Here is a 20107-nt window from a genome sequence, read left to right as displayed (position 1 = left end):
CCGTGACGTGCGCGTCCCCGGCCGTCTTCTTCGGACTTCCCCTACCCGTGGCGGTCCGGCCCGGCCTGAACCGGAGCCACCCGGACGATGACCCTCTTGTCCCGGACCATCGCCGCCTCGTAGTCCGGCCAGTCCGGATGCTCGCCCGAAATGCCGCGGTAGTAGGCGATCAGGTGATCCATGGCGTCCGGGAGGGAGATGATCTCCGCCTCGCCCTCTACCTGGATCCAATTCCCGTAGAAGGCGTCCGTGAAGGCACAGATCGCCACCCTGTTGTCGCGGCGGATGTTGAGAGTCTTGGCCGCCGTCTCTCTGGTGCTGATGACGAGGTAGCCCTCGTCGTCCACGCCCACCCCCACCGGGGACATCTGCGGACGGCCGTCGCCGCGCCTGGTGAGGAGTATGGCGCGGTGGTTGTGCCGCAGGAAGTCGCGTGCCTCGTCTAGATCCATGCACCCATGATTACGCGCCCGTGCCGGAGGCACGGGCGCGGAGTCGGAGTACGGGCTCTACAGGAAGCCCGCGCGGTTGTGGCGGAACCGCTCGTGTTCGTGCACGATCGCGGCGGCGTAGCCATGGGTCAGCCCGTGCTCGTCCGCGAGCCAGTTGGCCCGCTCGTCACACCTCAGGAAGGACGGGCCGTTGTCGATGGCTTGAAACCACTCGGGGAGTTCGCGTCCCGTTATCGTTGGGACCCTGGCGATGAGCTTCGTGTGCGTCTCCGGTGAGTGGTTCAAGGACATGGGCACCTCCACGGATTAAGGTCCTTTGCTCGACACTGCAACACGTCCCCCGGAATGACAAGCCCCAACCTCCGACCATTTTGTGACGGCGGGTAGATTTTCGGTCGCGCAAAGCGAAGGACCCCGCCGGATCGACGGGGTCCAGGAGAAGAACGATCAGTCGCTTCGAGTGAAAATGCTGATGAACCGGAGCACCTCGAGGTAGATCCACACGAGGCTCAGCGTGAGCCCGAAGGCGCACTGCCAGGCGAACTTCTCCGGAGCGCCCTGCCGGACGCCTTCCTCGATGGAGTTGAAGTCGAGCAGCAGGAAGAAGCAGCCGAGCAGGATCATCGCGATGCTGAAGATCCAGCCGAGCGGGGAGTCGGTGCGGAGGCCGAGGCCGCCCGCGACGAAGAACCCGGCGATCAGGTTGACGAGCATCAGCCCGACGGCCGCGATGCCCGCGGCGACCACGAACCGGACGAACTTCGGCGTGACCCTGACGATGCGCAACGCGTAGACGGTCAGGACTCCGCCGAAAGCGAACGCGGTGCCGAGCACCGCCTGGAGCACGATCCCGTTGTAGAGGTTCTCGTACGCGCTGCTGATCGCGCCGAGGAAGACCCCTTCGAACGCCGCGTAACCGAGGATCAACGCCGGGTTGGTGCTCATCTTGAAGGAGGCGATCAGCCCCAGGACGAGCGCGACGAGGGCCGCGCCGATGGCCACGCCCAGGGAGACGTTGAGATACCAGGCCGCCGCCGCGGTCACGACGAGCGTGCCCAGGGTCATGAAGCCGCGGACCACGACGTCGTCGATCGTCATCGCCCGGTAGGCAGGCGGGGCCGAGGGGGCGTACGACGGGGAGTCGTACATGTTCTGCAGGTGGCCGGGTGTCGGCGTCGCGCCCTGCCACCCTGCCGACTGCCTGGACCTGTTGAAAACGGGGTTCTTGCTCTCCATCGCTGCCTCCTGTGCGCCGAGCTTATTGGACCCGGCGTCGCCTAGGTCAACCGGCGCTCAGATCTATGTGGTTTCGAGACTTCAGCAGGTGGACAACGAACGGATACGTTCCTGAGTTCCCGCGGTTACTGAGGGTTGTTTAATGGGGCATTTCCTATGGTAGACGCGGGTGCCCCCGGCGGGATTCGAACCCGCACTACAACCCTTTTAAGGGGTTTGCCTCTGCCTTTGGGCTACGGGGGCGCCGCAATCATACGAAACGGACCATGCTTCCGAGGAGCACAACTTCGTATCAGGCGTCACATCTGTGAAGTCTGCGGTGAAGTGATAGGGCTCCTGGCACTCTGTCCAGGAACAGAACGCCGTCGAGATGGTCCAGTTGATGCTGAATGCACCTAGCTTCGAATGCATCCGCCTCGATGGTGACGGGATCTCCCGTGCCAGGCAAGCTGCCGAACACTGTGATACTCGTCGCTCGCCGTACGTCACCGGTCAGATCCGCGATCGAGACGCAACCCTCGCGCCCCGCGCGCCAGCGAGACGCCTCAGCGAGGCGTGGATTGACCACCACGAGCTCGCCGGCCCAGGACCGGCCCTTCGGGTGCCCGGCGGCGTCGAAGGCGATCAGCCGCCAGCTCAGCCCGATCTGGGGGGCGGCCAGGCCCGCCGTCCTCGGCTCGCTGCGCAGGGTGGCGAGGAGGTCGGCCGCCGCCGCCACCACGCGGGGGTCTGTGGGGTCCACCTGCTGGGCCCGGGCGGACAGGAGCGGGTGCGGAGCGTCGAGCACACCGCGGACGATCCCGTCCGGCCAGGTCACAGCAGGTCCGGTTCAACAGGGCGGAAGGTGATCTCGGATTCGAGACCCGTGCCGACCGTGGCCAGCCGGCGCATCAGCCCGGCCACGTCGACCTCCTCGGGCAGCTCGACGTCGGCGATGAGGACGTAGAGCCGGCCGGTGAGCCGGGTGCTCATGCCGGTGATGTTGCCGCCCACCGAGGCGAGCACGGCGCTGATGGCCGAGATGATGCCCGGCCGGTCGGGGCCGTGGACGGTCAGGACGTAGCCGAGACCGGTCGGCCGCCCGCCGAAGTAGCGGCGGGCCTCGACGGCCGAGGCGGTCACCACCAGTTCCGGCGCGCAGAGGTGCTTGCAGAGTTCCTCGGCGCTCAGGTCGCCCGAGACCAGCAGCATCATCGCGACATGGCCGCCGAGCAGCGTCATGGTCGAGTCCTGGATGTTCGCCCCGCAGTCGGCGAGCGAGCCGGTGACCGCGGCGATCACGCCGGGCCGGTCCACGCCGAGCACCGTCACCGCTGAGAGCCCCACTCGTGGATCCCCTCTCTATCGAGATCGAGGATGCCGAAACGCCCCGATGCGGCCGCACCGGGGCGCTGCTGTACGCGGGCTAGCGGCGGGTCGTCGCCACAGCGGCCCTGAACCCGTCACGCGGGTGCTCCATCTCGCCCAGTGAGATGGTCTCCCGCTTGAAGAACAGGGCCAGCGTCCAGTCGACGACGACACGGACCTTGCGGTTCAGCGTCGGCACCCGCGACAGATGGTAAGTGCGGTGCATGAACCACGCAGGGAATCCGCGAAGCTTGATGCCATAGACGTTCGCGACGCCCTGATGCAGGCCGAGACCGGCGACCGATCCGACATACTTATGACGGTAATCGACCAGATCCTGCCCACGGAGATGGCGGACCAGGTTGTCGGCCAGCACCTTGGCCTGGCGTACGGCGTGCTGGGCGTTGGGCGCGCAGTACTGGCCCGGGTTCGTCACGTCGGGCACGCCCGCCGCGTCACCGGCGGCGAAGGCGTCCGTGACGCCCGCGACGGTCAGCCTGGTCGTGGTCTTGATCCGGCCGCGCTCGTCGAGCGGCAGGCCGCCGTCGTTGACCACCGGGCTGGGCTTGACGCCCGCGGTCCACACGAGGGTCTCGGCGTCGAACTCGGTGCCGTCGGAGAGCACCACGTGGCCGCCCTCGCACGACTCCAGGCGCGTGTCGAGCTTCACCTCGATGCCGCGCTCGCGCAGCTGCTCCAGGGTCCACTTGCCCATCTCGGGGCCGACCTCGGGCAGCACCCGGTTCGTGGCCTCCACCAGCACCCAGCGGATGTCGGCGGGCGTGATGTTGCGGTAGTAGCGGGTGGAGTGCTTGGCCATGTCCTCGAGCTCGGCCAGCGCCTCGACGCCCGCGAAGCCCGCGCCGACCACGACGAACGTGAGGGCCCGGCGGCGCGCCTCCACGTCGTCGGTCGACTCGGCGACGTCGAGCAGGTGCAGGACCCGGTTGCGCAGCGCGATGGCCTCGCCCACGGTCTTGAACCCGATGCCGATGTCGATCAGCCCCGGGATCGGCAGCGTCCGCGAGATCGAGCCGGCGGCCATCACGATCACGTCGTAGGCGATCTGGCGGGGCTCGCCCTTGGACGGCTGGAAGGTGACGGAACGCTCTCCGTGGTCCACCGCGGTGACCGTGCCGTTGAGCACGCGCACCTTAGGCAGCACCCGGCGCAGCGGGGCGACCACGTGCCGCGGGGAGAGGTTGCCCGCCGCCGCCTCAGGCAGGAACGGCTGGTAGGTCATGTAGGAGTGGGGGTCGATGATCGTGATGCGCACTTCGCCGTCGCGCAGCTCCGTGCGGAGCTTGTGCTGCAGTCGCAATGCCGTGTAGAGGCCGACGTAACCGCCGCCGACGATCAGAATGTGCTTGTTCATCCTCAGGTCCCATCCCTTGCGGGCAAGCTTGTGAAACTATTCACAAGGCTACGTCAAGAGCGCCCCCAAAAGCCAATCCCCAGGTCGTGCGACACATCACACCCCCAGCGCCCTGGCTCTGGCGAGGATGTCGTCGAGCATCTGGGCGGTCACCCTGCCGGTGAAGGTGTTCTGCTGGCTGGGGTGATAGCAGCCCAGCAGGGTCACCGGCGCCTGGCCGTACGAGACCTGGACCTCGACGCCGTGCCCGAACGGCGGCCTGGCGCGCGGCAGCGAGTAACCGGCCTCCTTGAGCGCGGGCCACATGGCCTGCCAGGCGAACCCGCCCAGCGCCACGACCACCCGCACGCTCGGCGCGGTCAGCGCGAGCTCACGGGACATCCACGGCAGGCAGGTGGCCCGCTCCTCGGGCGTGGGCTTGTTCGCGGGCGGCGCGCACCGCACCGAGGCCAGCATCCGGGCGCCGATCAGCTCCTGCCCGTCACCGGCGCGCGTGCTCGTCTCCTGTACGGCCAGGCCGACGCGGTACAGCGAGGCGAACAGCCAGTCGCCGCTGCGGTCACCCGTGAAGATCCGCCCGGTCCTGTTGCCCCCGTGCGCGGCCGGGGCGAGGCCGACGAGCAGGACGCGCGGCTCGTCGTCGCCCCACCCGGCGACCGGCCGCCCCCAGTACGTCTCGTCGGCGAACGCGCGCCGCTTCACGTCGGCCACGTCCTCACGCCATTCCACCAGGCGCGGGCAGGCCCTGCACACGGACTGCGCGGCGGTGAGCTCCGCCAGAGTGTCGCCCGCGGCGGCCAGGCGGCGCACGTCAGCGGGGTCGTGGGCGACCGGGGTGTCAGCGGTCGCCGGGTCACCGGGCCAGCCGGTGCCGGGAGGTACGAAGCTCACGTCGCAACCGTAGCGACAACGGAAAACCGGGTGGCGCCGGAGGGCACCACCCGGTTCAGTTCAACCGATCAGACACCGGTCTTCGGGCAGGCCACCGAGAAGGTGGTGGTCGAAGAGGCGGCGTCGGGGCTGACGACCACGAGCGAGACAGAGCCCTTGGTCTCGGCGGCGCTCTGCGCGCCGGCGATGCCCCAGGTCACGTCGACACTGCCGGTGACCTGACGCTCAAGGTCCGGGTTCTCCCGCTTGCCGTCGATCACCCAGTAGTACTTGACGGTGGTCGGAGCGGAGCTGGAGATCGTCGCCTTGAAGTCGACGCCCGGGCCACGCTTGTCGGCGCAGAAGTTGTTCCGCTGGCCGACCGTGATGCTCGAAACCGTGATCTTCGGCGTCGGCGCCACGCACGCGGCGTAGGACTGCGTGATCGAGTCGTTGTTGCTCGGTCCAGAGACGGACAGGGTGACCTTTCCACCCTTCGTCGCGGCACCGGACAGAACACGGTCCGACAGCTCGACGGTACGCGAGCCCTCGCGGCCGAAGAAGACCACGTCCTTGTCGACGGGCGTGCCGTTGACCGACCACACGTACTCGACCCGCGCGCGGCCGGTCGAGTTGATGGTGGCGTGCGCGCCGACCTTGCAGCCGTCGTTGTTGGTCGCGGTCACCAGGTTGGTGGCCGTGACCTTGACCGAGGGAGCGGGGTCCTCACACGTGACCTTGTAGTAGGCCCGGTCGGACGAGCGGCCGTCGTTACCGACGACCTGCAGCACGGCGTAGCCGCGCTCGCTGACCCGCGGCGAGTAGCCGAAGGAGACCGTCCGCGAGTGGCGCACCCTGGTCTTGCCGTAGTCGACGACGCGACCGTCCAGCACCCAGCGGTACTTGACCCACGACGGGTCGCTGACCTTGATCCGGCCAACAAAGTTGATCTTGTCGCCGGGGGTACAGGGGCCGGTGTACGAGCTCGGGTCGGCCCAGGCGCTGACCGAGACGTTCGTGTCGTCATCGTTCTCGATGACGACCTCCTTCTGGCAGCTGACCGAGAAGTAGCCCTTCTTGGAGGTCACCTTGCGGGGGCTGAGGACCTGCACGGCCTCCCAGCCCTTGACGTCCTCGTCGAAGGAGAGCGTCTGGCCGATCTTGACCGACTTGGTGCCGTGGCCCTTGAGCTTCAGGACCTTGACCTTGCCCTTGGACCCATCACCGTGGAGCCAGCGGTAGGCGAGGTCGGTCTTGCCGTCGAGCTTGACATTGACCTTGGCCGTGATGCCGACCTTCACCGGGCAGGCACCCTCGTAGTCGCGGGCCGACGCCTTGGGCGTGGACACCGAGACCTTGGGCCGGGCCTTGGTGGAGGTGGTGGCCGCGGTGCCCGCCTTACCGGCGGTGGCCTGGGTGGACGCCTGCGCGGGAGCGGCTGCCAGCCCCGCGATCATGGCGCCCAGCACGGCGGCGGAGGCGCCGAACGCCGCCGCCTTCCGCGCTAAAGGAGAGGACTTCATCTGAGAGTGCTCCATTCCGTTAGGGAAAAGACGCGCTCGGGAACGGTTGCCACGCCGACACCATCCGTGTCCGGCGATATGACAAAGCCCCCGCAATGCTGCCTTAACCTAAGCACAAAACTGATTGCACGCTCAACACAACCGGAAACCCCACATGTCCGTATTTCGTCGAAATATCAGGCTATGGAGTAGGCGATTCCGTCAAGGATGTCGTGTTCACTCACGACTACCTGCGGAAACGCGAAACGCCGTACGATGCGGTCCAGAATCAGCGCGCCGGCACAAATCACGTCAACTCTTCCGGGATGCATCACCGGAATCCGGGCCCGCTCACTATGGGTCATCGCGAGCAGTCGACGGGTGACGTCGTGAACCTGCTGGGCGGTGATCCGGGAGTGATGGATCCGCTCCGGAACGTACGCGGGAAGGTCGAGCGCGATGCCCGCCACCGTCGTGACGGAGCCGGCCAGACCGACCAGTGTGTGCGCCTCTTGGACCGGCACCACCTCGGCCACCCGATCGAGCGCGGCCTCGATGTCGGCCACCATGGCCTCCAGCGCCCGCACCGGCGGTGGTTCTTCCGGCGCCCCCGCGGAGCCCGGTGAGCGCAGATGGCGCTCCGTCAGCCGCACGCAGCCGATGTCGACCGACAGCGCGCCGATGACGTGCTCGGAGCCGACCACGAACTCGGTCGAGCCGCCGCCGATGTCGACGACCAGGTAGGGAGGAAGCGGCCCCTGCGGCATCCCGGTCTCGCGCGACAACCGGACCAGCCCCCTGGTCGCCCCGACGAACGACAGCTCCGCCTCCTCCGTGCCCGTCACCACCTCGGGCTCGACCCCGAAGATCTCGCGCACCCCGTCGACGAACTCCTGCCTGTTGGCGGCGTCACGCGTCGCGCTGGTCGCCACCACCCGGGTCGCCGTGGCGCCGTGCTGGTCGATGAGCTTGCGGTAGATCCGCATGGCGGCGAACGTCCGCTCCAGCGCCTCGGGAGCCAGCCGCCCCGTCTGGTCGACCCCCTCGCCCAGCCGGACGATCTCCATCCGCCGCTCGACGTCGACCGGCCTGCCATGGGCCGGTGCGCCGTCGGTGACCTCGTCGCCGCCGAGATCGGCGATCAGCAGGCGTACGGAGTTGGTGCCGCAGTCAACGGCGGCTACACGCATGGTCCGTCACTCCACCACTCGGGGAGGGCATCCAGCGCCTCCCGGCCGAACGGGTTGGATCCGGGCACGGCCAGCTCGTGCGCGACGAGCGCGTGCAGGCATTTCACCCTCAGCGGCATGCCACCGGTGCTCTGCATGTCGCGCGGCAGCGGCTCCAGGCCCTGGTCCTCCGCCGCCTTGTCGCGCCTGGCCACATAGTCGTCGTGGGCGGCCTGGTAGGCGGCGGCCAGCTCGGGATCGGTGGCCAGCCTGGCCTGCATCTCGCGCATCAGCCCCGAGCCCTCCAGGGTGCCGATCGCGGAGGCCGCCTTGGGGCAGGTCAGGTAGTAGAGGGTGGGGAACGGCGAGCCGTCGGGCAGCCTCGGCGCGGTCTCCACCACGTCGGGGTTGCCGCACGGGCAGCGGTGCGCCACCTCGCGCGGCCCTCTCGGCGGGCGCCCCAGTTGCCGCTGCACCGCTTCGACGTCACTGCTGTCCAACGCTCTCCCCGTCTTATCCGGCCTTGCGGCCCTGGCCCGTGTCGGCGGCCTCGACCGATTCCCACAGCGTCTGGTACCACGGCGGCCGCGTCGCGGGCTGTTTGACCGTCTTCTCGGTCTTGTCCGGCTCGGCGTCCATGACCACGTAGCACTTCTCGCCCGGCCCGCAGTAGTGCAGCCGTTCCTTGGCCGTCCGCTTGATCCAGTTGGGATCGCGGATCTGCTCCGCCTGCGCGGCCAGCGCCTGGCGGTCGGCCTCGACCCGTGCCTTCTCCGCCTGCAACTCCGCGATGCCGCGGCGCTGGGCGATGTACTCGCGCACAGGATAGGCCAGGCTCATGGCGATCGCGCACACCACGATCGCGAGGATGGCGGCCCGCCCGGTCAGCTGCGGCCTCTTCGCCAACGCTTCCTACCCCCTCACTGCCCGGCCCGGCGTGGCGACCAGCTCAGGCCGGGGCGGATAGTCGTGTTCGCCGTTTCTGAGCGGCTCGCGGCATACCCGCCATGCCGCGAGCCGTACCCGAAACTAGCGCTGGAAGCGCGGAAAAGCCGCGCGACCCGCGTAGCGAGCGGCGTCGTCGAGAATTTCCTCGATGCGAAGGAGCTGGTTGTACTTGGCCACCCGGTCCGAGCGGGCGGGGGCGCCGGTCTTGATCTGGCCGCAGTTGACCGCCACGGCCAGGTCGGCGATCGTCGTGTCCTCGGTCTCGCCGGAACGGTGGCTCATCATGCAGCGGTAGCCGCTGCGGTGGGCCAGGTCGACCGCGTCGAGCGTCTCGGAGAGGGTGCCGATCTGGTTGACCTTGACCAGCAGCGCGTTGGCGGTGCCTTCGGCGATGCCGCGCCCGAGCCGCTCCGGGTTGGTCACGAACAGGTCGTCGCCGACCAGCTGGACCTTGTCGCCGATGGCCTCGGTGATGGCCTTCCAGCCAGCCCAGTCCTCCTCGTCGAGCGGGTCCTCGATCGACACGAGCGGGTAGTTGTCGACCAGGTCCGCGTAGAAGGCGATGAGCTCCTGGGCCGACACGCCCTTGCCGTCGATCGTGTAGACGCCGTCCTTGTGGAACTCGGACGCGGCCACGTCGAGCGCCAGCGCGACGTCCTCGCCCGGGGTGTAGCCGGCCCGCTCGATCGCGACCAGGATCAGGTCGAGCGCGTCGCGGTTGGACGGCAGGTTGGGCGCGAAGCCGCCCTCGTCGCCCAGCCCCGTGGCGTAGCCCTTCTCCTTCAGCACGCCCTTGAGCGCGTGGTAGACCTCGGTGCCCATGCGCACGGCCTCGCGGAACGTCGGCGCCCCGATCGGCGCGATCATGAACTCCTGGATGTCGACGTTGGTGTCGGCGTGGGCGCCGCCGTTGAGGATGTTCATCATCGGCACGGGCAGCACATGGGCGTTGGGGCCGCCCAGGTAGCGGAACAGCGGCAGGTCGGCGCTGTCGGCGGCGGCCTTGGCCACGGCCAGCGAGACGCCCAGGATGGCGTTGGCGCCCAGCTTGGACTTGTTGGGCGTCGCGTCGAGGTCGATCATGATCTGGTCGATGATGCGCTGGTCCTCGGCCTCGATGCCGTTGATCTCTTCGAAGATCTCGTCGGTGACGGCGAGGACGGCCTTCTCCACGCCCTTGCCGCCGTAACGCTCGTCTCCGTCACGCAGCTCCACGGCCTCGAACTGGCCGGTCGACGCGCCGCTGGGCACCGCCGCGCGTCCCCTGCCGCCGTCGTCGAGGATCACCTCGACCTCGACGGTCGGGTTGCCCCGGGAGTCGAGGATCTCGCGAGCGTATACGACCTCGATGGTAGCCACGGGTTGCGCTCCTAAATCGAAAGGCAAATATGCCTTCAGAGCCTATCGGTCGGCCGGGACCAGGCAGCAGCCGGAAGCATGACACTCCGCCAAATCCCCGGAGAACCCGCCGAGAACCCGCGCGTCGGCGGCGTTACGGCGCCTCGCGCCCGGACTCCCAGCGGAGCACGCGGTCGCGGTAGGAGCGGGCGGCGGCGCGGAGCTCGGTCTCGGCGTCGAGGCCCGCGTCCTGGGCGCGGCGGACGAGGTCGAACAGCTCGCGCCCCACCCCCTGCCCGATCGCGGCGGCCAGCGCCCAGGGGGCGCCCGCGCGCTCGGCCCGGCGCACCAGCTGGGCGGCCAGCGACAGCGCGGGTTGCCCCATCGGCACCCCGTCGAGCACCGAGGGAGTATCGCCCTTCGACGCGCGCTCGGCCGCCTTGATCGCCTCCCAGTTGTCGTTCACCTCGTCGGCGGTCTCCGCCCGCACCGAGCCGAACACGTGCGGATGGCGCCGCACCAGCTTCTCGACGATCCCCTCGGCCACGTCGTCCATGTCGAACCCGTCGGCCACCCGCGCGTGGAACGCCACCTGGAGCAACAGGTCACCCAGCTCCTCACGGAGCGCCGGGTAGTCGCCCTGCTCGATCGTCTCCAGCACCTCGTAGGCCTCTTCGAGCAGGTACGGCACCAAGGTCTCGTGCGTCTGCTTGCGGTCCCACGGGCACTCGGTGCGCAGCCGGTCCATCACCGCGACCAGGTCGAGCACCCGGGCGCCCGGCAGATCGTACGAGCCCGGCACCACCTCGATCAGCGGCGGCTCGGCCATCGCGACGGCGGCGTGGCCGACCGAACGCATGAAGTCCTCGGCGTCGGCGGCGGCCAGCCAGACCACCGTCTCCGTCACCGCCCGCCGCGCCAGCCCGGCGGGGTCGGGCGTGACGACGGCCACCTCGACCCCGGCCTCGGCCAGGTAGGGCAGTTGCGGATGATCCTCGGACCCGGTCAGCACTGGGCCCGAACCGAACGCCTGCCACGCCTGGTGGCTCAGCAGACCCGGTGCGACCCGCGGCGAGGTGGTGACGACGATCAGCGGCACGGCTAGCCCTGCGACTGCTGCTGCTGGGCCTGGTCGGTCTGCTCGGTGGTCGCCGACGGCTTGCCGAAGCGGCCGGCGTCGACGAAGCCCTGCTGCCCGATCTTGCCGTAGCGCGGGCTGAAGACCGGGGCGAGCCCGTCGTACTCGACCTTGAACTTCTCCACGGCCTGCTGGTTCTGCGAGCCGCCGAACTTCGCGATCATCTTGTTCACGCCGATCATCGCCCGCAGGTAGCCGCGCGGGTCGGCCGGGGCGACGCCCTTGGACAGCAGGTTCATCTCGGCCGTCTGCTGCTCGCCCTTGTCCTGGGCCGCGGTGTCGATCTCCGTGTCGCTGACCTCCACCCCGAACCTGTCGGCCAGCTGCTGCTGCCGGCTCTGCTCGGCCATCCTGGACAGGACGAACTGGTTGACCGACACACCGAGCTGCGACGGGTCGATGTTGACCTTCCGCAGCGCGGCCTCGTACTCCTGGACGTTCTTGTTCAGGTCGCGCGCCGAGATCCGCTCATGACCCACTACGGCCGCGGCACCGGCCTCCATGGGCGAGGAGCAGGCGGTCAGCGCGACACCCACCACTGCAGCGGCCACTGCCACTCGAATCAACTTCACGTGCGTCCTTTCCGACAAAACCGCGGCTAGCTTACCCTCGCCGGCTCCAGGAACATCGCCTCGACCAGGTCCCCGCACCATTTGAGCAGGTCGAGGTCGCGAAGCGGCTGCCCGCCCAGCGGCTTGGTCTTCGGCACGGGCACCAGCAGCGTCTCCGCCGCCTGCTTGTAGATGGCCTTCTTGTACAGCCGCTCGAGGCGTACCTGCTGCGACTCCCGGAGCCTGACCGGGCCGAACTTGATGTTCTGGCCCTGCAGCGTGACATCGGTGAGCCCGGCCTGGCGGGCCCGGATGCGGAAACGGGCGACGGCCAGCAGGTTCTCCACCTGGACGGGCGGCTTGCCGTATCTGTCCGTCAGCTCGGCGCGGACCTCGTCGATGTGGATGTCGGCCGAGATGGCGGCGATCCGCTTGTACGCCTCCAGGCGCAGCCGTTCGGAGGTGACGTAGTCGTGCGGGATGTGCGCGTTGATCGGCAGCTCGACCTTGACGTCGTGGTGCTCCTCCGTCACCTCCACGCCGGACAGCTTGGCCTTCTGCTCCTGTACGGCCTCGGCCATGAGCCGGACGTACAGGTCGAAGCCGACGCCCGCGATGAAGCCCGACTGCTCGGCGCCGAGCACGTTGCCCGCGCCGCGGATCTCCAGGTCCTTCATCGCGACGTACATGCCCGCGCCCATCTCGGTGTGCTGCGAGATCGTCGCCAGCCGCTCGTGGGCGGTCTCGGTGAGCGGCTTCTCCGGCGGGTAGAGGAAGTAGGCGTAACCCCGCTCCCTGCCTCGCCCGACCCGGCCCCTGAGCTGGTGCAGCTGCGAGAGGCCGTAGTTGTCCGCCCGGTCGACGATCAGCGTGTTGGCGTTGGGCACGTCGAGGCCGGACTCCACGATCGTGGTGCAGACCAGCAGGTCGTATTCGCGCTCCCAGAAGCCGACCATGATCTTTTCTAGCTGGTGTTCGTTCAGCTGCCCGTGCGCCACCGCGATGCGCGCCTCGGGCACCAGCTCCCTGATCCGGGCGGCGACCCGGTTGATCGAGGCCACCCGGTTGTGCACGAAGAAGATCTGGCCGTCACGCATCAGTTCGCGCCTGATGGCGGCCCCGATCTGCTTCTCGTCGTACGGTCCGACGAAGGTGAGGATCGGGTGCCGCTCCTCCGGCGGGGTGAGGATGGTCGACATCTCCCTGATGCCGGTCAGGCCCATCTCCAGCGTGCGCGGGATCGGCGTGGCCGACATGGCCAGCACGTCGACCTGGGTGCGCAGGTGCTTCATGGCCTCCTTGTGCTCGACGCCGAACCGCTGCTCCTCGTCGATGATGATCAGCCCCAGGTCCTTGAACCTGACCTCGGGGCTGAGCAGCCGGTGGGTGCCGATCACCAGGTCCACGGCGCCGGTGCGGAGCCCCTCCAGGGTGCCCTTGACCTCGCCGTCGGTCTGGAAGCGGGAGACCGGCCTGAGCGCGATGGGAAAGCTGGAGAACCGCTCGGTGAACGTCGACATGTGCTGCTGCACCAGCAGCGTGGTCGGCACCAGCACGGCCACCTGCTTGCCGTCCTGGACGGCCTTGAACGCCGCCCGCACCGCGATCTCGGTCTTGCCGTAGCCGACGTCGCCGCAGATCAGCCGGTCCATCGGGACGCCGCGCTCCATGTCGCGCTTGACCTCGTCGATGGCCTCCAGCTGGTCGCCGGTCTCGACGTAGGGGAAGGCGTCCTCCATCTCACGCTGCCACGGGGAGTCGGCGGCGAAGGCGTGGCCGGGCGAGGCCATGCGGGCGGAGTAGAGGCGGATGAGCTCGCCCGCGATCTCCTTGACCGCCTTCTTCGCCCGGGACTTGGCCTTGGCCCAGTCGGCGCCGCCCATCCGGTTGAGCGTCGGGGCCTCGCCGCCGACGTAGCGGGTGACCTCGTCGAGCTGGTCCGTCGGCACGTACAGGCGGTCGCCCTTGGCGTACTCGATGACCAGGTATTCGCGCGTCGCGCCCTGGACCGTCCGCTGCACCATCTCGACGTAGCGGCCGACGCCGTGCTGCTCGTGCACCACGTGGTCGCCGACCTTGAGCTGGAGCGGGTCGACCATGTTGCGGCGGCGGGACGGCAGGCGGCGCATGTCCTTGGTGGACGCCTTCTGGCCGACGAGGTCGAGGTGGGTGAGCACCGCGAGGTTGGGGGTGATGAACCCGTGCTCGATCAACCCCGTCGAGACATGGACAACCTTCGGATCTGGCGATTTATCCAGATACTTCACCAACCGGGCAGGGACGTCCACGCCCTTGAGGACCTCGACCATGCGCTCGGCCGGGCCGTGCCCCTCGCTCAGCAGCACGACCGCCTTGTCCTCGGCCAGCCAGCCCTTGACGTCGTCGAGCGCCTTCCTGGTGTCGCCCCGGTACGCCTCGGAGTCCTGCGCGTCGAGCTCGACCCCGGCCCCGAACGGCGCCATCGTCCACCACGGCTGCCCCAGCACGTCGGCGTGCCCGCGGATCTCCTCGAGCGAGCGGAACGCCGCCGCGCCGAGATCGATCGGCGCCTCGCCCCCGGCCGCCGCGTTGATCCACGACGCCTCCAGGAACTCCTGCGACGTGCGGACGAGCTCCTCGGCCCGGCTCCTGATCCGCTCGGGGTCGCAGACGAACACCGCGGCGTTGGCGGGCAGGTGGTCGAGCAGCAGGTCCATCTCGCCCGCCAGCACGGGCGCGAACGCCTCCATGCCCTCGACCGGCGTCCCCTCAGCGAGCTGGTCGAGCACCTCGGCCAGCGCCGGGTGCTCGCGGCCCAGCTCGCGCGCCCGCTCCCTGACCTCGGCGTTGAGCAGCAGCTCACGGCAGGGCGGCGCGAACAGCCCGCTGTCCGCGGCCTCCAGCGACCGCTGGTCGGCCACCTTGAACCAGCGGATCTCCTCGACCGTGTCGCCCCAGAACTCCAGCCGCAGCGGATGCTCCTCGGTCGGCGGGAACACGTCGAGCAGCCCGCCGCGGACCGCCACCTCGCCCCGCTTCTCCACCATGTCGACCCGGTGGTAGCCGTTCTCGACCAGTCGCCGTACGACCTCGTCGAGGTCGGCGTCGTCGCCCGCGCGCAGGCGGGTGGGCTCCAGGTCGCCCAGACCCTTCATGATCGGCTGGAGCAGCGCCCTGATCGGCGCCACGACCACGCTGAGCGGTCCGGCCGACTGGTCATCCTTGACCGGGTGCGAGAGCCTCCTGAGCACCGCCAGCCGCTGCCCCACGGTGTCGCTGCGCGGGGAGAGCCGCTCGTGCGGCAGCGTCTCCCAGGCGGGGAAGACGGCCACGGAGGTGGGCTCGATCAAGCTGGTCAGCGCGCTCGCCAGATCCTCCGCCTCGCGGCCGGTGGCGGTGATCGCCAGCACGGCCCGCTGATCGTGCCCGGCCAGCGCGGCCACTCCGAACGGCCGCAGCGCGGACGGCGCCACCAGCGAGATGTCTCCGCCCTCTTCCAGAGCGGCGGTCAGCTTGGGGTCGGTGATGACAAGATCAAGCAGCCCGGACAGACTCATTTTTCGACAGCCCCACGACGATTACCCCCAGCCGGCGGGCGTGGGGGTTCCCCTACTCTATTCGCATCCACCCCACGCCCCCGTCCTGCTCCGCGACCTTGTAGCCCGGGACGGACGGCCAGCGGACCGTGAGGACCACCGACTCCTCCTCCGCGCGCCAGGAGTGGTCCACGCCCTTGCCCCAGACCACGTAGTCGCCTCGCTCGGCGAGCAGCACGCTTCTCCCCGGTAGTTCGACGCGGAAGCGGCCCGAGATGAGGATCAGCAGCGCCGTACGCTCTTCGCCTTTCACCCACTCGGCGCGCTCGTCGCCCGGAAGGTGGGTGCCCCATTTGATTTCCACTCCGTTGCTGTGTCTCGGATCCCCGTAGGGTTTGAAATGACCCAGGAGCCAGCCATGGTCCGTCGCGGCGTCCACGTTCGCGTTGCCCACGTACACGAGATCACTCACGGCGCAGGACGCTAGCAGGGAAATGCCTTACTAATTGGCGTCGATTGATTACTCTAGGTGACATGTCTGAGGTGCGGTCGGTAGCCCCGAGGGGCGATCTCTTTGGTCAGCGGATCCGCGAGCAGTGGGCCGGACAGCTCGGCAGGCGACTCGACGTGCTCGTCGCCGGATGCGCGCACGACGAGCCCCTGGTCCTGGACCGGATCGACACCAGGATCACCGGTGTCGACGAGGACCTGCCCCCGATCAGGACGGCGGTCGCCGAGCGGGCCGATCTCGTCAGGTGGTCGCTGGGCGACCTGCGCTGCGTGCCCCTGCCCCCGAGATCCGTGGACGTGATCCAGCTCTCGTTCCTGCTGGAGCGCATCCAGCACGCCGAGCTGGTCTTCGACCGGCTGCTCCAGGCGCTGCGCCCCGGCGGGCTGATCCTGCTGCGCATGCGTGACCGCAAGTCCGCCTACGGCCTGCTCGACCGGATCACCCCGTCCTGGCTGCGGCTGCTGCTCTGGCGGCACCTGGTGGCCGCCGGCACGCCGGGCCCGCTGCCGGCCGTCTACGGGCCGGTGACCTCGCGCGACGGGATCCACGCCTTCTGCCTGACGCGCGGACTCATGATCACCGATGACCAGGAGGCGACCAGCGGCCCGGCCATGGGCCGCATCGGCCGCGCGGCCGTCGCGATGACGGCCAAGCTGACCCGTGGCCGCTTCCCGTCCGCGCACGACGAGATCGCCATGGTCATCAGAAAGCCACAGAACCACTTCGCACGCCTCATCTAGCGACACACTGGTAGCAAAGGATAGACTCCTTTCCTACCAATTCAATCGGAATAGTTGGGATGGCAGAACGTGGAGTGGACCCCCGGCGCGTACGAGCTGGCCGATCTGGAGCTACTGCTCTCCGGCGCGTTCCAGCCGTTGAGCGGGTACCTCGGCCACGACGACCTGCACGCGGTGCACGAGCGCGGCACGCTCGCCGACGGCACCCCGTGGCCCGCGCCCGTCACGCTCCACCTGCCGCAGGAGGCCGCCCCCGGTGATGAGGTCACGCTGCTCGATCCCGAGGGCGTCCCGCTGGCCGTGCTCACCGTCGCCGGGCGCGAGCCCGACGGCCTGACCTTCGGCCCGGTGAAGGGCTTGGGCGCCCCGGAGCACGGCCCGTTCGCCCGGCTTCGCCGTACTCCGGCACAGGTACGCGACGAGCTCGACGGGCGGGAGGCGCTCGCCGTCACCATGCGGGGGCCGCTCGACGACCTCACCGAGATCGTCGCCACCGCCAAGGAGCTCGACGCGGTGATCGTGCTGCTCCCCCTCTCCTACGGCGAGACGGGCCCGGCCGTGGTACGAGCCGCGCTGCGCGCCAAGGAGCAGCTTCCCGAGGGCACGCTGGTGGTCTCGGTGCCGCTGGCGCCGCGCGCGGAGCTCGAGATCGACCTGGAGCTGCGCGAGCACGTCGCCACCGCCTACGGCGCCACCGAGCACCTGGCGGGCCCCGAGCCGGTGCGCATCCCCGGACCGCCGCACCGGCGCGGGCTCGTGGTGTTCTTCACCGGCCTGTCCGGCTCCGGCAAGTCCACGATCGCCCGCGGCCTGCGCGACTCGCTGCTGGAGCTGGGCAGCCGCACGGTCACCTACCTCGACGGCGACGTGGTCCGCCACCTGCTGTCCAAGGGCCTGACGTTCTCCAAGGACGACCGCGACCTCAACATCCGGCGCATCGGCTTCGTCGCCGCAGAGGCCGCGCGCCACGGCGGGCTGGCGATCTGCGCCCCCATCGCCCCCTACGCGGACACCCGCGAGGAGGTGCGCGAGATGGCCGAGTCGGTCGGCGCCGACTTCCTGCTCGTGCACGTGGCCACCCCGCTGGAGGAGTGCGAGCGCCGCGACCGCAAGGGCCTGTACGCCAAGGCCCGCGCCGGGCTCATCCCCGAGTTCACCGGCATCTCCGACCCCTACGAGGAGCCGGACGACGCCGAGCTGGTCATCGACACGACACACATTTCCATCGAGGCGGCCGTCGCCCAGGTGCTGGGGACACTGCGCAGCGGAGGCTGGGTTCGTTGATCGACTTCCCCCTGATCGCCGGGTCCTTTGTCGTGGCCATCGTCGTCGGGCTCACCGGCATGGGCGGCGGCGCGCTCATGACGCCGATGATGATGCTGTTCTTCCACGTCTCGCCGCTGGCCGCGGTCTCCAGCGACCTGGTCGCCTCGGCCGTGATGAAACCGGTCGGCGGCGCGGTCCACCTGCGCAGGGGCACGGTCAACCTGCGCCTGGTGGGCTGGCTCTGCGCGGGGTCGGTGCCGGCGGCGTTCTGCGGGGTGTTCGTGGCGCGGGCGTTCGCGGTCGGCGACGGGGTGAAGTACGCGCTCGGCGTGGCGCTGCTGCTCGCCGTCGCGGGCCTGGTCGCCAAGACGTGGCTGGCCGGGAAGGGCGGCACGTCGAGCGCCCACGATATCGTCGTGCGCCCAATCCCGACCGTACTGGTCGGTACGGTAGGCGGTCTCGTGGTCGGGATCTCCTCGGTGGGCTCGGGTTCCCTGATCATCGTGGCCCTGCTCGCCCTCTATCCGGCGCTCAAGGCCAACCAGCTCGTCGGCACCGATCTGGTGCAGGCGGTGCCGCTCGTCGCCTCGGCCGCGCTCGGCCACCTGCTCTTCGGCGACTTCCAGCTCCAGCTGACGCTCTCGCTGCTCATCGGTTCCATCCCGGGCGTCTACCTCGGTGCCCGGATCTCCTCCAGGGCGCCGGGCGGCCTCATCAGGGCGGTGCTCGGGATCGTCCTGCTCGCCTCCGCGCTCAAGCTGCTCGACGTGAGCAACACGCTGACGGTGTGGGCGCTCGCGGGCGCCACACTCGTGACCGTCGCGGGCTGGCGCTGGCGCGTCAGGGCCGAGGCACGGGCGTCGAGTGAAAGTACGGATCTCGCGCGAGTTCACTGAACGCCCGCCCGGCCGCGGGGTCGGAGTCGAAGCTGGTGTCGCCGCGCGGCGCGTGCGGTGAGTCGAAGTAGATCAACGCCTTGATCTGCGGGTAGTGCTGGATCTGCGTGCGCACCGACTCGAAGAACGAGCGCTTGGCCGTACGGTCGCCGGACCGCTCGAACACGCCCCACTCCGCGACCATGACCGGCTTGCCGGGAAAGCGCCACTGCATCCAGCGGTAGAACCCCGGCCACTGGCCGAAGTCGGGCCGGGTCTTGTTGACCAGCCCGTCGAAGTCGTCGACCCGGTGGTCGGCATAGGGGTCGAGGGCCACCCAGTCGACCACGTCGTCACCTGGGTAGAGCTGCTCGAACCAGGGCTTGGCCGCCCAGTTCGGGGCACCCATGTAGGTCATGACCGTGACCGCGTTCTTGACGCCCTCATCGCGCAGCCTGAGCACGACATGGCGGTACATGGCGGCGTAGTCGGTGGCCTGCATGCCCGAGCCGGGGGTGGCGTCGACGTCGTTCTCCGGCTCGTGGTGCAGGGTGAGGAAGAACCGCTCGGGGAAGGTGCGTCTGATGTAGTCGGCCAGCCGGTCGATCCTGCGGTCGATGGCTCCGCCGGCGATCTGCGCCCAGGTGTGGTCGAACGACGGCTTCCAGTTGATGAGCAGCAGCCTGGGCCGGACCGGGTCGCGAGCCAGCCTGACCTCCTCCTCGGTGGGGAACTCCTCCTTGCCCCGGTGATAGACGTGCAGCACGTCGGCGGTGTCACCGATGCGGGTCTCGGCGCTCTGGAGCGACCTTTCGACGCCCGTACCGGTGAAGACCTCTGGGGCGATCCCCCACCAGGCACCGCATGACGGGATGAGCCGGGCGGTGACGGCGCAGGACGGCGAGCTCTCCGCGTTCGGCCTGACGCTCGGCTCCCGCGCCGGGCTCTCCGAGCCTCCCGGCTGCGCCGAGCAGCCCGCGAGCACGGCGACGACCAACAGCGCGACACCCTTGATGCCGATATTTACCGCTTTATGAGAAATTCCCCACCGGTTCAAGGCCATTCAACCCTCTCAACCAAGGTCCCCCGTCCTATCAAACCTGAACCATGCCATGCCGTTCCCAGAACTTCAGCCGGAGCGGGTGTATCGCCAGGTCATCGAGCACCTCGGCCGTCCTCAATTTCGCATTATTTCGAGATATTGGAGGGCGAATTACTGGCCGCTCCAGAGAAATCTCCCAAGATTCGTCCTGGGCAAAAGCGGTTCCACCTAT

Annotated in this window: 20 protein-coding genes and 1 tRNA gene; 3 read left to right on the top strand and 18 right to left on the bottom strand. The window is 69.0% G+C overall.

Annotation, left to right across the window (positions count from 1 at the left end):
• Positions 1-41 precede the first annotated feature (41 nt).
• The 17 genes from AB0F17_RS38665 to AB0F17_RS38585 all read right to left on the bottom strand — a co-directional run bounded on the left by AB0F17_RS38665 (position 42) and on the right by AB0F17_RS38585 (position 15913).
• Entirely contained in the window at positions 42-452 is a 411-nt protein-coding gene (locus AB0F17_RS38665) for a PPOX class F420-dependent oxidoreductase (RefSeq protein WP_358033372.1), read from the bottom strand.
• A gap of 57 nt (positions 453-509) precedes the next feature.
• Entirely contained in the window at positions 510-743 is a 234-nt protein-coding gene (locus tag AB0F17_RS38660; RefSeq protein ID WP_358033370.1) for a DUF4287 domain-containing protein, read from the bottom strand.
• Positions 744-899: 156 nt separating this feature from the next.
• Positions 900-1688 carry a Bax inhibitor-1/YccA family protein gene (locus AB0F17_RS38655; RefSeq protein WP_358033367.1) on the bottom strand — a complete coding sequence of 263 codons (789 nt, stop codon included), beginning with the start codon at positions 1686-1688 and terminating at the stop codon, positions 900-902.
• Between the two features lie 170 nt (positions 1689-1858).
• Positions 1859-1931 (bottom strand) — tRNA-Leu (locus tag AB0F17_RS38650).
• A 49-nt stretch (positions 1932-1980) separates the two neighbouring features.
• On the bottom strand, positions 1981-2505 hold the full coding sequence (locus tag AB0F17_RS38645; RefSeq protein WP_358033365.1) for a peptide deformylase: 525 nt from the start codon (positions 2503-2505) through the stop codon (positions 1981-1983).
• Complete coding sequence (locus AB0F17_RS38640) at positions 2502-3014, bottom strand: ACT domain-containing protein (protein WP_358033362.1); 513 nt, start codon at positions 3012-3014, stop codon at positions 2502-2504. Before AB0F17_RS38640 ends, AB0F17_RS38645 begins: the two co-directional genes overlap by 4 nt.
• Positions 3015-3093: 79 nt before the next feature.
• Positions 3094-4410 (bottom strand): NAD(P)/FAD-dependent oxidoreductase, encoded by a 1317-nt coding sequence (locus tag AB0F17_RS38635; protein ID WP_358033359.1) that lies wholly within the window; start codon positions 4408-4410, stop codon positions 3094-3096.
• A gap of 96 nt (positions 4411-4506) precedes the next feature.
• Positions 4507-5301: a uracil-DNA glycosylase gene (locus AB0F17_RS38630; RefSeq protein ID WP_358033356.1), complete on the bottom strand. Its 795-nt coding sequence runs from the start codon at positions 5299-5301 to the stop codon at positions 4507-4509.
• A 68-nt stretch (positions 5302-5369) separates the two neighbouring features.
• Positions 5370-6803: a hypothetical protein gene (locus AB0F17_RS38625; protein ID WP_358033354.1), complete on the bottom strand. Its 1434-nt coding sequence runs from the start codon at positions 6801-6803 to the stop codon at positions 5370-5372.
• Between the two features lie 176 nt (positions 6804-6979).
• Positions 6980-7972: a Ppx/GppA phosphatase family protein gene (locus AB0F17_RS38620; protein ID WP_358033351.1), complete on the bottom strand. Its 993-nt coding sequence runs from the start codon at positions 7970-7972 to the stop codon at positions 6980-6982.
• Positions 7963-8451, bottom strand: coding sequence for a DUF501 domain-containing protein (locus tag AB0F17_RS38615; protein ID WP_214639628.1), 489 nt, complete (start codon positions 8449-8451; stop codon positions 7963-7965). Before AB0F17_RS38615 ends, AB0F17_RS38620 begins: the two co-directional genes overlap by 10 nt.
• A gap of 13 nt (positions 8452-8464) precedes the next feature.
• Positions 8465-8857, bottom strand: coding sequence for a septum formation initiator family protein (locus tag AB0F17_RS38610; protein WP_214639627.1), 393 nt, complete (start codon positions 8855-8857; stop codon positions 8465-8467).
• Between the two features lie 123 nt (positions 8858-8980).
• The gene (gene eno / locus AB0F17_RS38605; RefSeq protein ID WP_358033348.1) at positions 8981-10258 is read right to left on the bottom strand and encodes a phosphopyruvate hydratase; all 1278 of its coding nucleotides are present in this window, start codon (positions 10256-10258) and stop codon (positions 8981-8983) included.
• 133 nt (positions 10259-10391) lie between these two features.
• On the bottom strand, positions 10392-11336 hold the full coding sequence (locus AB0F17_RS38600) for a MazG family protein (protein ID WP_358033345.1): 945 nt from the start codon (positions 11334-11336) through the stop codon (positions 10392-10394).
• A 2-nt stretch (positions 11337-11338) separates the two neighbouring features.
• Positions 11339-11947, bottom strand: a complete 609-nt coding sequence (locus tag AB0F17_RS38595) for a SurA N-terminal domain-containing protein (RefSeq protein WP_358033342.1) — start codon at positions 11945-11947, stop codon at positions 11339-11341.
• Positions 11948-11973: 26 nt separating this feature from the next.
• Entirely contained in the window at positions 11974-15462 is a 3489-nt protein-coding gene (gene mfd / locus AB0F17_RS38590; RefSeq protein WP_358033339.1) for a transcription-repair coupling factor, read from the bottom strand.
• Between the two features lie 52 nt (positions 15463-15514).
• Positions 15515-15913 carry a signal peptidase I gene (locus AB0F17_RS38585; protein ID WP_358033337.1) on the bottom strand — a complete coding sequence of 133 codons (399 nt, stop codon included), beginning with the start codon at positions 15911-15913 and terminating at the stop codon, positions 15515-15517.
• Between the two features lie 62 nt (positions 15914-15975).
• Between AB0F17_RS38585 and AB0F17_RS38580 the strand changes: the two genes are divergently transcribed.
• From AB0F17_RS38580 to AB0F17_RS38570, 3 genes are all read left to right on the top strand, one after another.
• Positions 15976-16692: a class I SAM-dependent methyltransferase gene (locus tag AB0F17_RS38580; RefSeq protein WP_358033335.1), complete on the top strand. Its 717-nt coding sequence runs from the start codon at positions 15976-15978 to the stop codon at positions 16690-16692.
• Between the two features lie 69 nt (positions 16693-16761).
• Positions 16762-17976 (top strand): adenylyl-sulfate kinase, encoded by a 1215-nt coding sequence (gene cysC / locus AB0F17_RS38575; protein WP_358033333.1) that lies wholly within the window; start codon positions 16762-16764, stop codon positions 17974-17976.
• Positions 17973-18854 (top strand): sulfite exporter TauE/SafE family protein, encoded by an 882-nt coding sequence (locus AB0F17_RS38570; protein WP_358033331.1) that lies wholly within the window; start codon positions 17973-17975, stop codon positions 18852-18854. Before cysC ends, AB0F17_RS38570 begins: the two co-directional genes overlap by 4 nt.
• On the opposite strand, the gene AB0F17_RS38565 is transcribed toward AB0F17_RS38570, so the two are convergent.
• On the bottom strand, positions 18799-19896 hold the full coding sequence (locus AB0F17_RS38565) for a hypothetical protein (protein WP_358033327.1): 1098 nt from the start codon (positions 19894-19896) through the stop codon (positions 18799-18801). The genes AB0F17_RS38570 and AB0F17_RS38565 overlap by 56 nt on opposite strands.
• Between the last annotated feature and the right edge of the window lie 211 nt (positions 19897-20107).

The sequence above is a fragment of the Nonomuraea sp. NPDC026600 genome (genome assembly GCF_040638335.1).
In the GTDB taxonomy this organism is placed as follows: Bacteria; Actinomycetota; Actinomycetes; order Streptosporangiales; family Streptosporangiaceae; genus Nonomuraea.
Note: the sequence above shows the minus strand (reverse complement) of the source record. Positions and strands in the feature narration are given on the sequence as shown.